General features: G+C 49.0%; 14 protein-coding genes. 13 read left to right on the top strand and 1 reads right to left on the bottom strand.

The features are described from left to right. Positions 1-63 precede the first annotated feature (63 nt). The 11 genes from J7E78_RS23350 to J7E78_RS23300 all read left to right on the top strand — a co-directional run bounded on the left by J7E78_RS23350 (position 64) and on the right by J7E78_RS23300 (position 11,284). Positions 64-510, top strand: a complete 447-nt coding sequence (locus J7E78_RS23350) for a DUF1641 domain-containing protein (RefSeq protein ID WP_124116740.1) — start codon at positions 64-66, stop codon at positions 508-510. Between the two features lie 24 nt (positions 511-534). Beyond that, a complete protein-coding gene (locus tag J7E78_RS23345; RefSeq protein ID WP_036606574.1) occupies positions 535-1,716 on the top strand; it encodes an NAD(P)/FAD-dependent oxidoreductase in 1,182 nt (393 codons plus the stop codon). 317 nt (positions 1,717-2,033) lie between these two features. Continuing rightward, the gene (locus tag J7E78_RS23340) at positions 2,034-2,678 is read left to right on the top strand and encodes an SDR family oxidoreductase (RefSeq protein WP_215078426.1); all 645 of its coding nucleotides are present in this window, start codon (positions 2,034-2,036) and stop codon (positions 2,676-2,678) included. Positions 2,679-2,733: 55 nt separating this feature from the next. Beyond that, entirely contained in the window at positions 2,734-3,489 is a 756-nt protein-coding gene (locus J7E78_RS23335) for a response regulator transcription factor (RefSeq protein ID WP_215078423.1), read from the top strand. Continuing rightward, positions 3,486-4,862 carry a sensor histidine kinase gene (locus J7E78_RS23330; RefSeq protein WP_215078421.1) on the top strand — a complete coding sequence of 459 codons (1,377 nt, stop codon included), beginning with the start codon at positions 3,486-3,488 and terminating at the stop codon, positions 4,860-4,862. The genes J7E78_RS23335 and J7E78_RS23330 overlap by 4 nt, the downstream gene beginning before the upstream one ends. 289 nt (positions 4,863-5,151) lie before the next feature. After that, positions 5,152-5,952 carry a PepSY domain-containing protein gene (locus J7E78_RS23325; RefSeq protein WP_215078419.1) on the top strand — a complete coding sequence of 267 codons (801 nt, stop codon included), beginning with the start codon at positions 5,152-5,154 and terminating at the stop codon, positions 5,950-5,952. Positions 5,953-6,181: 229 nt separating this feature from the next. After that, positions 6,182-6,808, top strand: coding sequence for a PepSY domain-containing protein (locus J7E78_RS23320; protein ID WP_215078417.1), 627 nt, complete (start codon positions 6,182-6,184; stop codon positions 6,806-6,808). A gap of 46 nt (positions 6,809-6,854) precedes the next feature. After that, positions 6,855-7,046: a hypothetical protein gene (locus J7E78_RS23315; RefSeq protein WP_215078415.1), complete on the top strand. Its 192-nt coding sequence runs from the start codon at positions 6,855-6,857 to the stop codon at positions 7,044-7,046. 34 nt (positions 7,047-7,080) lie between these two features. After that, positions 7,081-8,589: an RICIN domain-containing protein gene (locus tag J7E78_RS23310; RefSeq protein WP_251035214.1), complete on the top strand. Its 1,509-nt coding sequence runs from the start codon at positions 7,081-7,083 to the stop codon at positions 8,587-8,589. Positions 8,590-8,823: 234 nt separating this feature from the next. Further along, on the top strand, positions 8,824-9,615 hold the full coding sequence (locus J7E78_RS23305; protein WP_215078412.1) for an ABC transporter ATP-binding protein: 792 nt from the start codon (positions 8,824-8,826) through the stop codon (positions 9,613-9,615). Position 9,616: 1 nt separating this feature from the next. Next, entirely contained in the window at positions 9,617-11,284 is a 1,668-nt protein-coding gene (locus J7E78_RS23300) for a hypothetical protein (RefSeq protein ID WP_215078410.1), read from the top strand. A gap of 367 nt (positions 11,285-11,651) precedes the next feature. Here the strand turns inward: J7E78_RS23300 and J7E78_RS23295 are convergent, their stop codons facing one another. Then, complete coding sequence (locus J7E78_RS23295) at positions 11,652-12,866, bottom strand: Leu/Phe/Val dehydrogenase (RefSeq protein ID WP_215078408.1); 1,215 nt, start codon at positions 12,864-12,866, stop codon at positions 11,652-11,654. Positions 12,867-13,201: 335 nt separating this feature from the next. On the opposite strand from J7E78_RS23295, the gene J7E78_RS23290 reads away from it, so the two are divergent. Together J7E78_RS23290 and J7E78_RS23285 are read left to right on the top strand one after the other, a co-directional pair. Then, positions 13,202-13,717, top strand: a complete 516-nt coding sequence (locus tag J7E78_RS23290; protein WP_101313505.1) for a DUF2179 domain-containing protein — start codon at positions 13,202-13,204, stop codon at positions 13,715-13,717. 336 nt (positions 13,718-14,053) lie between these two features. Next, a complete protein-coding gene (locus J7E78_RS23285) occupies positions 14,054-15,433 on the top strand; it encodes a pectate lyase family protein (protein WP_251035221.1) in 1,380 nt (459 codons plus the stop codon). Positions 15,434-15,512: the final 79 nt, after the last annotated feature.

Below are 15,512 nucleotides of genomic sequence, written 5' to 3'. Positions count from 1 at the left end.
CTGCTTGACAGGCATCATGAAAGTCGCGGACTTCTATCCCAAAGTAAAGGAGGACTTTCTCTTATGTCACAATCGCCTACTCAACAAGAGGTGCCAGTTACAGAAGGTGCCAACGTTTCCGAGCGCCAGTCCTTGGACGTTCTGGATCAACTGATGAAGCCTGAGGTACAGGAGTCTTTAACCGTTCTGGTGGAGAACCTGCCTAAATTGGCTGAAATGGTTACTGCTATGACAAAAGCTTATGACTTTGCACAAAGTGTAGCAACAGACAAAGTTCTGATCAGCGACACAATGAGCGCAATGGGCGAGTTCGCCAAGCCTGTTGTAGACAAAGCTAAAGGTGTAGCTTCTGCTGCTATCGAAGCCAATGACCGTGCGCAAACAGAGCAAACTTCAGTTGGCTTGTTCGCTATGCTGAAAATGCTCAAAGATCCAAACGTACAACAATCGCTTCGTTTTGCTCAATCTTTCCTGAGCATCCTGAACGAGCGACAACAACAGAAACGTTAAGACTTAGAAGAACGGAGGATGGATATGTCGAAGCAAATTTTGATCTTGGGTGGAGGATACGGCGGTCTGTTGACTGCATTGACTGCGCGTCAATACTTGTCTCCGGAAGAAGCGACAATTACTGTCGTGAACCGTTACCCTACACACCAAATTATCACGGAACTGCACCGTCTTGCAGCGGGAAGCATTGCTGAACAAGCAGTTGCTCTTCCACTCGAAAAATTGCTGCGTGGCAAAAACGTGAACTTGAAAATCGATACGGTGGATACAATCAAGCCGGACGAGAAGAAAGTTCTGATGACCAGCGGCTCCACATACTCTTATGATGCACTTGTCGTTGCCCTGGGCAGCGAAACGGCATTCTTCGGAATTCCGGGATTGCAAGAGTACAGCTTCACGCTCAAATCGGTTAGCGATGCAAACCGTATTCGTGCACATGTTGAAGCACGTCTTGATGCTTACAAACAGTCCGGCAACAAAGCAGACGCTACGTTTGTTATTGGTGGCGGCGGCTTGACAGGTATTGAGCTTGTTGGCGAATTCGCTGACCTGCTTCCTGCAGTATGCCAAGAAAAAGGCATCGACTTCAAAGAAGTATCCCTGTACACAGTTGAAGCAGGTCCTTCCATCCTGGCAGGATTCCCGCCAGAGCTGGTTGAGCGTGCGAAATCAAGTCTTGAGAAACGTGGCGTTAACTTCATCGTTGGCGTAGCGATTACCGAGATGAAAGAAAACGAAGTTCTGCTGAAAGACGGCAGCTCCATCCCTACGAACACACTCGTATGGACAGGTGGCGTACAAGGCAACGCTGTTGTTGCTAACAGCGGAATTGAAGTGGATCGTGGCCGTGCGAAAGTTACGGAAGTTCTGCAATCTACTTCTCACAAAGACGTGTTTGTTGCTGGTGACAGCGCAGTGGTCTTCCCTAGCGAGGGCGCTCGTCCTTACCCTCCAACAGCACAATTGGCTTGGCAAATGGGTGAGACTATTGGTCACAACTTGGGCGTTATGTTCAAAGGTGGCGCAATGGAATCCTTCACACCAGTATTCTCCGGTACACTGGGAAGTCTGGGTCGTAAAGATGCTGTCGGCATGATCGGTGGCAACCAGACTCGTCTGAAAGGTCTGCCTGCAACCATGATGAAAGAAGCAAGTAACATCCGTTACCTGGCTCATATTCACGGTTTGTTCGCACTGGCTTACTAATCTTAATGCCATTCAAGGGCGCCCATTTGGGCGTCTTTTTTGGTTGTCACGATTACAAAAAATAACAGATATTCAGATGGGGAAAAGGTGCGGCAGAAGTGGACGATGTAAGGTCGCGTATAAACCACCCAGGGTATATGGCATATTAATGGGACAATGGATGACTTCACATTTCATAGATGTACTGAACGGGCATAAACAAGAAGCCGGCGCTTAGAAGCGCCGGTTTTCGTTTAAATTATAGGATGAGCATCTCTAAATAAAAGGAACGGCTAGCAGCAACAAGTGGTCCGTTCAACTGAGAGGAGAAATGACGTATGAACGTTTTAGTTATAGGAGCAAATGGACAAATCGGCAAGTTGGTGGTGGAGCAGCTGGTAGAGGAAGGCAAACATAAAGTAACGGCCATGATCCGCAAACCAGAGCAGGCAGACGCACTGAAGGAACTTGGGGCCGATGTGGTAATCGGTGATCTTGAGGGCAGTGTGGAAGACTTGGCTGAAGCAATGCAGGATCATAATGCCATTGTGTTTACGGCGGGTTCTGGCGGATCTACCGGTCAGGACAAAACACTGCTTATTGATCTCGACGGTGCGGTGAAAACGATGGAAGCCGCAGCGCAGCAAGGAATCTCCAGATATATTCTGGTCAGTGCGTATGGCGCAGATCAACGGGAGAAATGGTCAGAGTCCATTAAGCCTTATTACGTGGCGAAACATTATGCGGATCGTGCATTGTTTGCAAGTGATCTCAATTACACGATTATACGTCCAGGTGGTCTGAAGAATGAACCGGGTACGGGCAAGATTGCAGTTGGAACAGATCTGAAGCCGGGAAGCATTCCGCGTGAAGATGTGGCCCGTGTAATCGTGGCTTCTTTGCAAGAAGAGAAGACGTACCGGATGGCCTTTGACCTGATTGCCGGAGAGCATCCGGTTGAAGACGCCTTGGGCAAATTGTAAATGTTATTGTAAGATAACGGGAGAATGAAATGATAGGGATGAGGGGGAGCGCTGCATGAACGAAGCCGTGCTGGTCATAGAGGATGAGCCCAAAATAGCACGTCTGCTGGAACTGGAACTACAGTATGAGGGATATCAGGTAGGCAAGGCGGGCAGTGGTACAGAAGGACTGGAGAAGGTTGCAGAAGGACAGTGGGATCTGATTCTGCTTGATGTGATGTTGCCTGGTCTGAGTGGAATTGAAGTGTTGCGGCGAGTTCGGGCCAAGGATGCTAAGGTTCCGATCATTATGCTCACTGCCAAAGATTCTGTGGAAGACAAAGTATCCGGCCTGGATCTCGGAGCCAATGACTACATCACCAAGCCGTTCCAGATTGAAGAGCTGCTTGCCAGAGTTCGGGCTGCATTGCGGCTTAGTGCAGTGGCGCCTGTTGTTTCGTCCGCTGCTTCGTCTACACCTGCTGATACAGGCAATGACTCTTCTGGGAATCAGGATGAAGCTGAGGCAGGCTGGTTGACGGCTGCCGGGTTGAAACTGAATGAAGGAACACGAGAGGTATCGCGAGATGGCGTTGCAATTGAGCTTACTCCACGTGAGTTCGACCTGCTCGTGTATCTGCTGCAGAATCAACGTCAGGTGCTCAGTCGTGATCAGATTGTGCAGGCTGTGTGGGGCTACGATTATTATGGAGATACTAATGTGGTGGATGTGTACATCCGTTATGTGCGCAAAAAGGTGGATAACGGATTCACACCGCCCTTAATACATACCGTACGGGGCGTAGGTTACGTCCTGAAGGAACAGTCATGAGCCTGCGCAGTAAAATCTACGGATATTCGTCTGTATTATTTGCTGTGCTGTTAATCGCGGTGAACCTGTCGGTCTACATCGTGTTTGAACGGATGTCGATTGATAACGAGGTTAATCGGGTGGAAGCGGAAGCGGAGTCTATTGTCAAAGGAGTGCGTCAGTCTGCCGGCTCCATTCCGCCGGACGACTTGTTGCGGGCCTACGCACCTGTGAACGGCATGCTTCGGATCGTCAATGAAGACGGCACCAGTTCCCCGGTGACAACAACAGCAGCTTCTGAGCAGCTCAGCAAGCTGCCTTATAAGTATGAAAGTGAGAAGAAATCGGAATATACCCAAGTCGAACAGATTGGTTATGTGTGGGTATCAGTCCCGGTCATCTGGCCTGATGGCGAGGTGGTGAATGTGCAGGTCACCGAGAGCATTGCAGAGACAGAGAATCGTCTGTCTGTACTTCGGACTGTGCTTGTAGCGGTCACGATTATTGCTCTCATTCCAGCCATTATCTCCAGCCGGATTCTGGCGAACCGGATGACCAGACCGATTCAGCAAATGACACGCACAATGAGTGACATTCAGTCCAGCGGCCAATTCAAGCGTCTTCCATTGGAGGAAGGATCGAAGGATGAACTGAAAACGATGGGGCAGACGTTTAACCGGATGATGGACCTGCTCGAATCCAACTTTGAACGACAGGAACGATTCGTCTCGGATGCATCCCATGAGCTCAAAACACCGCTGACCATTATTGAGAGTTATGCCAGTCTGCTACAGCGGCGAGGGAAAGAGCGGCCCGAAGTATTCGATGAAGCGGTGGAAGCGATTCTGTCCGAATCCATTCGCATGCGAGAGATGACTGAGCAACTGCTACTGCTTGCGAAGCAGCCAGAGCAGTGGAATGTACAGTTGAAGCGTGTGGATATTACGAGACTGGCTACAGACTCCACACGTACGTTTCGCGAAGCCTATCACCGTGAAGTCCGGTGTGAGGATCCAGGTCCAATATGGGCGATCAGCGATGAGAGCAAGCTGAAGCAGCTTTTGTATATTTTGCTGGATAATGCCCAGAAGTATAGTGAAGATGCAATTGAAGTCAGGCTGGAAGCCAAGGGGCAAGAGTGCCGTATTCGGATTGTGGATACCGGGATTGGTATGGGGGAGGACGAGCTGGAGAAGGTATTTGACCGATTCTACCGGGTTGATCCGGCCAGAACACGTAGCCTAGGCGCAAGCGGTTCGGGTCTGGGATTGTCACTTGCAAAAGAGCTTGCAGGAGCAGTTGGAGCTCGGATTGAATTGATCAGCACCGAGGCTGAAGGCACCGAGGCTTCGATTATTTTGCCTCTATCCGTTCAGAACGGCCCGCTCTCATGAAATTCTCATTCTTCTCTTATATACTATATAAACTGAACTAAAGATTGTTCACACTGACACTACGATGACAGAACAACCTTCCAATCGCTGTTATCCCCAGATTTTTCGATTCCCTTTTCTCAAAGGGGAAAATCCGGGGATAAAGGCGAACGCTTCGCTTTTTCAGGTTATTTCTGTCCTCTCCGTTATTGTGTAAAAGATTAGTTCAGTTTATTTAGTATCCATTAATCAGACCGAATATACAGCAGAAGAACTCGGGCTATGGAGGAGTTATAAGGGGGGAAACGGGATGACAGAGCATGAGCAGCGACCACCGGAGATGAAACGGCATGAACAGGGAAAAAATGGGTGGGCGAAATCGCAAAGGTCACTTTGGTGGGGTGCAGGGCTTCTCGTTGTGCTGATTGTGGCAGCTGTTGCTTGGTGGAAGCCGTGGCATTCGACGGGTGCGGTACTTACGGCAGATGCGGCAGCCCAATCCGTACTGGATCAATATCCAGGGGAGATTGTGAATTCCACGTTGAAGGACGGGACGTATATCATGCAGCTCCGTTCGGAGACCGGCCTATATGATGTGCAAGTGGATGCCGTTACAGCTGCTGTGAATTCCATTAAACGGCTGGAGTCGAACCCGCAAGCGGAAGAGAAGACGTTATGGAGCCGCGAGCAGATCAAGACGGCGTTGTTAAAACAACAAACAGATAACCAATTAATCTCGCTTGAACTTGTGGAGCAGCAAGGCAGTCCGGTATACACTGCGGTCGTGAAGGCGAAGGATAACAGCCGTGAAGAACTCACGATTGATCCATACACGGGAGAGACGATAGCTTCCAACACAATAGCAGCCCCGACAACTGAACCAACCAGGGATGAACCCAAACCTCAGTTTCTGAGCGAGAAACAAGCCAAGCAGAAGGCACTTGCGGAGGTCCCGGGGGAAGTGGACGACATCGAACTGCGTGGAACCAATAGCGGGAATCCGTATTATCTGGTTGAAATTGATCTGGAGGATGGCCGGGAAGCGATTGTGCAGGTGAATGCCATCTCGGGAGCGATTCGTTCGGTGACTTGGGATGAGGACGAGGATTAACATGTTGCAAGGAATACATTAAATATAGTGTTAAACTGATTTAGAGAGATGATTCCGAGTTTAGGGGTCATCTTTTTCAATTAGATGGACAATGAATACCTGTTAAATGAGCATTCTCTTCATTTTCTCATCAAATTCTAATCTAACTCTCGCTGATCTCTCATTCCTGCAGGTTATTCTATAAATGTAGACGAGAACGAAAACAACAACAACGAGGAGATGAATGATGATGATGAACAAACATAAACTTTGGATTGGTAGCTTGTCAGCAGCAGTATTACTTGGTGGATCAGCCGTAGCGGCTAGCGGGAATGTGAACGGACAATCGGTGCAAAATACACCCACGTCAACAACACAATCTGTAACACAGAATCAGAACAGCACAGGTAAATTGCTGAATGCATCACAAGCAAAAGCGTTGGCGTTAAAAGCAGCCGATGGTAAAGTGGATGACGTGGATCTGGAGCGTAGAAACGGCCAAACGTTCTATGAAGTTGAGATCGATCGAAAAGGCAAAAATGATGTTGTCGTTCGTCTGGATGCTTATACAGGCAAAATCCTGGCGGTCGTGGATGATGAAGACTACGATGACGATGACTATAAAGGTACTGTAACAGGCAATACATCTAACAGCTCTGCTTCAAAGCAGGTCAAATTGACGGCATCCCAAGCTTCAAACATTGCGTTGAAACAAGTTACGGGTGGTAAAGTAACCAAAGTTGAGCTGGATCATGATGATGGTCGCTATGTGTATGAGATCGAGCTGAGAACCGCTCAAGGTGAAGCAGATGTAGATATCGATGCCAACACAGGTAAAGTGTTATCGTTGGACCAGGATTTTGACGACCAAGATTAAGCAATAAGGGCGAGCATAGCAGAGGACGCTTCGGGGAAGCGTCTTTTTGCTGTTCATGGAGAGAGCGGAGTATAAAATTGTACATCTTCCGCTGAATTGTTCACTATTCAAGCAGGAACGTGGCGGATACAATCTGAATCAGGGAGGTGAACGCCCAGCCAGTATTGCCAGGAATTCTAATGCTGAAATGCATCATCAATCGGAGGCAGATGAGACATATCGATTTCATTTTATGTAAGCGCTTCATAAAAAACATGGAGGTGCATTACGATATGGCTATGAACGATGGATGGTTGAAAAAGAATACACATTCACGTCGCTTTACCCGCCGCTTAAGTTATCTGCTTGTTTTGATATTGGCTTTGCAATCCATAGGTATGCTGCTCGCACCCGGACCGAATGCTTCAGCTGCTCCGCTCAGTGTAACGAACGGTGTACAGTTCAAGGATACCAATGGCAATGTCGTTCATGCTCATGGGGGCGGGATGATCAAGGCAAATGGGTATTATTACTGGTTTGGAGAGAATCGTAACCCGAATGGAACGTTCAAGGCCGTATCCGTGTATCGTTCATCGGATCTGAAGAACTGGGAGTATCGCAATGATGTGCTCACCAGCAGCTCGGCAGCCGAGTTAAATATCTCCAACATTGAACGCCCAAAAGTCATCTATAACAGTTCGACTGGCAAATATGTGCTGTGGATGCATAAAGAGAATGGTCTGGATTATGGCGAGGCCCGAGTGGCTGTAGCTACTTCGAATACGGTTGATGGCAATTACACGTATGTGGGCAGTTATCGTCCACTTGGGTATGATTCCAGAGATATGACGGTATACAACGATAACGGGACCGCTTATCTGATCTCCGCGACTCGAGTGAATGCAGATCTGAATATATATAAGCTGACCCCGGATTTCCTGGGTGTGGAATCCCTTGTCACAACACTGTGGCCCGGACAATATCGAGAAGCACCTGCTTTATTCAAAAAAGACGGCGTCTACTTCCTGATCACCTCGGGTGCCACCGGCTGGAATCCGAATCAGGCCAAATATGCCACAGCCTCCAGCATTACAGGCACATGGAGCGGTCTCAGTAACTTCGGCGACAGTACAACATATGGTTCTCAATCCACCTATGTCGTTCCGGTAGAAGGTTCGCAGACTACCTCCTATCTCTACATGGGCGACCGATGGGCTGGTGCGTGGAGTGGACCGGTGCAGGATTCCAAGTATGTCTGGTTGCCACTTTCGTTTCCGAGTGCAACCAGTCTGGCGATGAACTGGGCCACCAGTATTACGATAGATACAGCAACAGGTACCGTGACCGGAGTGAATACACCGGATGTGTGGGACCCGAATGCTTCATATCAGCTGATTAGCCGTAAAAGTAACAAGTTGCTAAATGTCATCGGGGGTTCTTCCGCCAACGGTGCGGATCTGGAGCAGCGAGCAGATGGGGGGACAACCAGTCAACAGTGGCAGATTACCGATGCGGGTGGCGGTTATGTCAAAATTATCAACCGTTCCAGTGGCAAGCTGATCGGTGTGGAGAATGGTTCCACGACCGATGGGGCTGTCATTGAACAGTGGAATGATGGGGGTTGGGCCAGCCAGCAATGGCAGCTCGTCCATGTAGGCGGTGGTTATTATAAACTGAAAAACCGCAGTACAGGCAAGGTATTAGATATCTCCGGTCAATCTCTGGCAGATGGGGCTGCGGCCATCCAGTGGACGGATAATGGCGGCACGAATCAGCATTTTCAGATTGTTAAGGTGCAATAAGGCGTTTTAAATATTACAAAATAAGGTTCAACATAAAATGGAAGCCCTTGTCTCTTACCATAAGGTGGGACAGGGGCTTTGTGATGTATTCACGCATGTTACGTGATGCTTTTACTCGAAGGGGATATCCAGACGATGGCTCATATCGTGACCTATTTCCGATCAATACCATCCCAATCTGTGGTAAACTAGTAGAATTGTAGAAAAAGATAGAGACAGGAGCTGGATAACGAAGTGAGTGAACAACAAGTGCTATCCATTGAAAGCTTGCGTATGAGATACAACGGACGTTATGTGCTGAACGGCATCGATCTGGAAGTCAATCGCGGTGAGATGATTGGATATATTGGTCCGAACGGGGCTGGCAAAAGTACGACGGTTAAGATTTTACTCGGGCTGGTTGAAGGATATGTAGGCACGGTGCGAATCTTTGGTAAAGATATTGCGGATGGGGATGTAGAGTATAAACGCAGAATCGGCTATGTCCCGGAGGTCGCGGAATTATACGAACAATTAACGCCTGCGGAGTATCTGACTTTCACGGGAGAGTTATACGGTATGTCCTATGAAGATGCGGATTATAAAGCCAAGCTATTGATGGATTGTTTTGGACTGGAAAAATCATATCATTCCCGCATTGCATCCTTCTCCAAAGGCATGCGTCAGAAAGTGCTGTTGATCTCTGCGCTGCTGCATGACCCGGATCTGTTGTTCCTGGATGAACCACTCAGCGGACTGGATGCCAATAGTATGATGGTGGTCAAAGAGATTTTGTCGCAATTGTCAGCCAAAGGCACAACCATCTTCTATTCGTCACACATCATGGATGTGGTGGAGAAGATCAGCAGTCGAATTGTACTGATCGCTGAAGGACGCGTGGTGGCAGACGGCACGTTCAAGCAGCTCCAACAGCAATCCATGGAAGGTTCATTGACATTGGAGGAAGTATTCAATCAATTGACGGGCTTCAATGAGCATAAAGCCATTGCTGAGCGTTTTGTATCGATTGTGCAGGAGGTGTACTGATATGGAGGAATCCTCTGACTTCCGCACACTCAAGATTCTGGATCGCTTTCGTCCGCTCATCGCCAGAACAGGGGCGGATTATGATGTGCTGCGCCTGATTTTGCGAGTGAAGTTCCAGATGGATCAACGTAGAGTACCTACCATTTTGTCTAACAATTCAGGGAAAAAGGAGCGCAAGGAAGGTAATCAGTTTCTTCGTTCCCTGTGGTTGTATGGATTAATGGGACTGATGATGGTTCCCTTCATCGTCTGGGATACGGGGCATTTCATGCTTCAGATGGGTCTTGTGTTTGGCATCTTGATGTTTATGATCATGACGTCCATGATCTCGGATTTTTCCTCTGTGCTGCTAGACATTCGGGATCGCAATATTATTATGACCAAGCCCGTTAATGGGCGAACGGTGGGGATGGCCCGAGCCATCCATGCGGGCGTATATCTGATATTGCTGACGGGTTCATTAACCGGTATACCGCTAATTGCCGCGTTGGTGACACACGGGATCGGATTCTTTCTGATTTTCCTTGTAGAACTGATTCTGATCAATATGCTGATTCTGGTGACAACGTCCCTGATCTATCTGTTCATGATGAAGTTTCTGGATGGTGAGAAGCTGAAGGATATGATCAATATGGTGCAAATTCTGCTTTCGGTAGGGATTGCGATCGGTTATCAGCTGGTCATCCGTTCGTTCAGCATTATTGACTTTGGTATGGTATTTACCCCGGCATGGTGGCAGTTGCTGTTACCTCCGTTATGGTATGCGGCTGCATATGAATGGTTATTTGCAGGGGGCGGGAATGTGTGGATATATACGTTCACAGCACTGGCAGTCCTGGTTCCGGTGGTGAGTATGATCGTATATGTGAAGCTTATGCCTTCCTTTGAATTGTATTTGGAAAAAATGGCACATTCGGGTCAGTCCTCCGGACGCAGGCGCGGAAGATGGGATCGGTTGATCTCCAAGGTTGTCAGTCGTTCGAGAGAGGAACAGGCTTGCTTCCGTCTGTCAGCCAGCATGATGCGTAATGAACGGGAATTCAAGCTGAAGGTGTATCCATCGCTTGGTTTATCATTTGTTTTGCCTTATGTATTCTGGTTCACCGAACTGCAATCCTCCACCTGGGCGGAGTTTAGACAAAGTTCGTTTGTATACACCTTTTATATCGTGCTAATGCTGGTTGTAACGGTCGTGGTCATGCTGAAATTTTCGGGACAATATAAGGCGTTCTGGACCTTTCGCGCTGCACCGATGGCGAATGATAGCGCGTTATACAAAGGCGCTCTGAAGGCGTTCTTGTGCAACATGTTCCTGCCTATATTTCTGGCAAATGCCATTTTGTTCACCTGGACATTTGGATCACGGATACTGCCGGATATTGCGATTATTATGTTGACGGCTACTGCGCTTGTGCCACTGGCAGGCAAGTTGTTGCTGCGTAAGCCGCCGTTCTCCCAATCCTTCAGTATGGCGCAGCAAAGTGATGGCTGGTATGTATTCGCCGCACTCCCTGTGCTCGCCATGTTATGGGGAGTCCATGTCTTTTTCCGCTCAGTGTCAGGGGGCGTATGGATCTATGGTGCGCTACTGATTGTAGCGAATGTGTTGCTGTGGACGCTGCTGTTTCGAGAGAAGACGACAGCGAAGAAGAGGCTGGTTGCAGTTTAAAAATTGAGTAGTAGAGTAAGAGAGTAAGAGCGCTAAACGATAAGAGAGGGTATAAGAGCTAACCTGGACGCTGATGTCGAGGTTAGCTCTTTTTGATAGGTGATGCTACCCCCAAAGAAACCTTCGCCGCAGCGCTAACGAACCTGAGACAACCTATTCAGGGTCAAAATCTGAAATATAAATTCTAACGAACCTCAGGAACGCTATCCTCGAAAAAGTAGTTATTTAGCTTGAAAAAGGACCAAACTATGCACAATAGCGTTTCTGTGATTCGTTAGATATTAGATCCGTGCTAAAAGGGGCTAATAGCGTGTATCAGGTTCGTTAAAATGGAGTGAAGCAGTGGAGAATCCCCAGGAGGGGCACCCTATCTTTTATGGCCTGCTCGGAGGATGGATTCCGCCAGCTGATCAGCTGCATCGGCTGTGGAGATCGCAGATTGCGCAGCTTCTGCGTATACCTTACTCAGCGTGCCTGCAATCCCCGCCACTTTTTGGCGGATCAGGTCAGGCCCGGCGCCTTCCAGCTCGTAGGCGGTGGAGATGATTCCGCCTGCGCCCAGCACATAATCAGGCGCGTACAGGATGCCGCGCGCCTGCATGCGGCCTGCAACCAGCTGTCGTTCACTCAGCTGGTTGTTGGCCGCCCCGGCAACGATGGAGCAGCGCAGCTCCTCCACTGTTGCCGGGGTCAGTACGCCCCCTAGGGCACAGGGGGCGAAGACCTTGCAGTCAGCGGCGTGAATATGGGCCGGATCGGCCGGGATGGCGCCGCTGAACTGCACAAGGGCACGTTGTACACGCTCTGGTACAACGTCTGCCACAATGAGCCGTGCCCCGGCTGCATGCAGGTAACGGCACAGGGCATACCCGACCTTGCCCAGTCCCTGGACGGCAACGGGAATGCCCTGCAAAGATGCAATGCCTTGCTGGCGCAGCGAGGTCACAATGCCGATGTGTACGCCGTAGGCGGTCATCTCGGCAGTGAAGTCATCCTGCGCCCCAAGCGAACCCGTGGTGTCCGTCACATGTGCGGTCTCCAGTCGGATCTGGTCCATGTCTGTCGCCGTGGTACCCAGATCAAGACCAGTCACGTACCGTCCGTTCAGCCGCTCCAGACAACGACCCAGTGCGCGAAAGCGCTGCGCCCGCTTGGATACGTCTGTATCCAGACTTTTATCTTGTTGATGTATCACCTCATCGGCGGCGACTTCTCGTTCCGCGGCAGCGCCCTTTTGTTGCTCTACCCTTAGATCTCCAGAGACCTGCGTACCACTTTGAGACCCGCAACGACCCTCATCCGGTGTTGTATTCTTCGCAAAGGGCGCGTCCCAGACAACCACTTTCCCGCCGCCATATGGCAATCCAGAGATTGCATTTTTATACGTCATGCCTTTGGCAAGCTTCACGGCGTCCCGAACAGCGTCTTCCTCAGACGCATACGTCCAGTAGCGGCATCCGCCGAGCGAAGGTCCAAGGGCCGTGTTATGAATGGCAATGACCGCCCTCAATCCACTATCTGCATCATGGCAAAAAATGAGTTCCTCCATGCCTTCCCGCTCCATCTCCTGCCATAGCTGCATGACGGTACCCCCTTTTTTTGTTTTGACTCATCGATCCTGGTTCTGACCTGAGATCCTGTGCCAACGTGCTTGGCTTGATGATGATACAGCATATTCAAAGACCCCCGTTTTCGACCCTGGGACCTCCGCCGGGTTGATAATCGGTACAAACGGTTCTATAATTGCAGTTCCGGCATGCCAGAGAGCAGAAAATGCCTGCGGATTTACATCCAACCGTTTAGAATGAGGGTATAACGTCCAATGATGGAGATAGAGCGAACAGATGATACGAAATCGCCGAGGATATGCAGCAAAGGGCCAATTCCGTTGTGAAGGCCAGGAAAGAGGGATTGTGATTGTTTAAAATATTAGTATTTATCTTTTTGATCCAGATTGTATACGTATCGGCTTATACACTCCGGATGATTCTGACACTCAAAGGCCAGAAATACATCGCCGCACTGATCAGCATGGGTGAGATTGTGATCTATGTACTCGGTCTGAATCTGGTGCTAAACTATCTGAAACAACCGGAGGCCCTGATTGTATATGCGGTAGGTTACGGATTGGGTGTGCTGCTCGGAGCGTGGATTGAAGAAAAGATTGCGCTCGGTTATATCACCGTTAAAGTAATCTGTAATCAGCTGGATGGAAGCGTCGCGAATGCCCTGCGAGATAAAGGATATGGTGTTACTGCATGGGTGGGCAGTGGACGTGATGGAGATCGGCTTGTGATGGAGATTCTGGCAAAACGTAAAAACCAGAAGTTACTCTATCAGACAATTCTCGATCTGGACCCCAAAGCATTTGTTATTACCGTGGAGCCCAAACAGTTCCATGGCGGCTTCTGGACACGTTCCATCAAAAAGTAAAATCGAGCAGGTCTGCAGCAGATGCAGTCCTGCTTTTTAATTTCATCCCATCTGGAATGTTCTTGTTACCACAATATATCCCTGAAACCTTACTCCCCAAGTTAACTCTGTACGATTCAAGGTTGCTTACAGTACAAACCCTTACCATACCAGCCTTTCCTAACCACATGTGAGATAGGGATTATTGTTGTAATCGCTTTCAAAACTTACATTGAGAACATGTCCTTCGTAACTTGGCATGGCAGCGATGGACGAATGTCATCATCATATATTGGGAGGAATGGAATCGTGAAAACTAAATTTCGAAGCTTATGCAGCACAGCCTTGGCTATAACGTTGGGGTTAACTTTATTGTCCGGCCCGGCAAGTGTGCAGGCAGCGGGTAACGCAGACTACAATCTAACAGGCTTCTCCCAAGGGAATGCGGGCGGCGGCATCATCAGCGAATCAAACACAGCCACGTATAAGAAAGTGTATAATGCGACCGATCTGGCATTGGCGCTGAAAAAGAACTCCGGCGTCAAAGTTGTTGAGATCATGAACGATCTGAATCTGGGATGGAATGAAATTCCGAGTGCAGCGCAGACTTCTCCTTTTGCCAAGCATAATGATGCGCTGACACATCCCGTATTAAAACAGACCGGTGTCAGCAAGCTCACGATTGACGGTTTCAATGGACTCACGATTTTCTCCGCCAATGGTTCCAAGATCAAACACGCTGCGATCAGCGTGAAACGAAGCTCAAATGTCATCATCCGCAACCTGGAATTCGATGAGTTATGGGAATGGGATGAATCCACCAAAGGCGATTACGACAAGAACGATTGGGATTACATCACCCTGGAGGAGAACAGCAACGTATGGATTGATCACTGCACATTCAATAAAGCCTATGACGGACTCGTCGATTCGAAAAAAGGAACCAGCGGTGTGACCATCTCCTGGTCCCTCTTCAAAGGGGATGACGGTAGCTCGAACAGCTGGGTTACCCGGCAGATTAACGAGTTGGAAGCAAACAAGGCTTCCTATCCCATGTATAACTACCTTCGCAGCAGTGCGGTAGGTCTCAGCAAAGCCGATATTATCGCCATCTCGGGACCACAAAAGAAAGGACATCTGGTCGGTTCGACCAGCCTGGAATCAGCTAACGCCAACCTGTCCATGACGCTTCACCATAATCTGTACAAAGATATTCAGGACCGGATGCCACGATTGCGCGGAGGCAACGCACATGCTTACAACATCGTGATGGATGCGACAGGGGCACGTGCCGCCAAAGCCAAAATTACAACGGCGATGGCAACAGCGATTGCGTCCAAAGGTTATAAGTTCGATATCATTGGCAATGGGGCAATCTCGACAGAGAGCGGAGCTGTATTGGTTGAGAAATCAGTCATCAAGGACGTGTTGTATCCTGTTCGCAACAATCAGACTGATCCGGCAGATCCAACCTATACCGGCAAAATCAGAGTGAACGATACCATGTATTCCTTGGATGGAAGCTCATTCCGTGGCAGCAGTGATACGCCTGGCAGTCCACTGGCGCCAATCCCGGCAGTGGTAAAATCGTTCTCCTGGAACGGCTTCTCGACACTTCCCTATAGCTATACCACGGATGATCCATCTACGTTGAATGCTCGCCTCACGGCTTCCAATGGTGCAGGTTCAGGTAAACTGAACTGGTCCAAGGACAATTGGTTGAAGACAAGTTATTGATATCAGAGTAACCTGTTGCTTTTACGTTTTCAAATAAGGAAAAGAGTGCTCCTGCAGCTATGATATGCTCCCCTCATAG

This window comes from Paenibacillus polymyxa, assembly GCF_018614975.1.
Classification (GTDB): Bacteria; Bacillota; Bacilli; order Paenibacillales; family Paenibacillaceae; genus Paenibacillus; species Paenibacillus polymyxa_E.
Note: the sequence above shows the minus strand (reverse complement) of the source record. Positions and strands in the feature narration are given on the sequence as shown.

What these genes read in the sequence shown, in the direction of transcription:
- J7E78_RS23350 (WP_124116740.1), top strand. Translation starts at nt 64, where the DNA reads ATGTCACAATCGCCTACTCAACAAGAGGTGCCAGTTACAGAAGGTGCC.
- J7E78_RS23345 (WP_036606574.1), top strand. Translation starts at nt 535, where the DNA reads ATGTCGAAGCAAATTTTGATCTTGGGTGGAGGATACGGCGGTCTGTTG.
- J7E78_RS23340 (WP_215078426.1), top strand. Translation starts at nt 2,034, where the DNA reads ATGAACGTTTTAGTTATAGGAGCAAATGGACAAATCGGCAAGTTGGTG.
- J7E78_RS23335 (WP_215078423.1), top strand. Translation starts at nt 2,734, where the DNA reads ATGAACGAAGCCGTGCTGGTCATAGAGGATGAGCCCAAAATAGCACGT.
- J7E78_RS23330 (WP_215078421.1), top strand. Translation starts at nt 3,486, where the DNA reads ATGAGCCTGCGCAGTAAAATCTACGGATATTCGTCTGTATTATTTGCT.
- J7E78_RS23325 (WP_215078419.1), top strand. Translation starts at nt 5,152, where the DNA reads ATGACAGAGCATGAGCAGCGACCACCGGAGATGAAACGGCATGAACAG.
- J7E78_RS23320 (WP_215078417.1), top strand. Translation starts at nt 6,182, where the DNA reads ATGATGAACAAACATAAACTTTGGATTGGTAGCTTGTCAGCAGCAGTA.
- J7E78_RS23310 (WP_251035214.1), top strand. Translation starts at nt 7,081, where the DNA reads ATGGCTATGAACGATGGATGGTTGAAAAAGAATACACATTCACGTCGC.
- J7E78_RS23300 (WP_215078410.1), top strand. Translation starts at nt 9,617, where the DNA reads ATGGAGGAATCCTCTGACTTCCGCACACTCAAGATTCTGGATCGCTTT.
- J7E78_RS23295 (WP_215078408.1), bottom strand. Translation starts at nt 12,866, where the DNA reads ATGCAGCTATGGCAGGAGATGGAGCGGGAAGGCATGGAGGAACTCATT.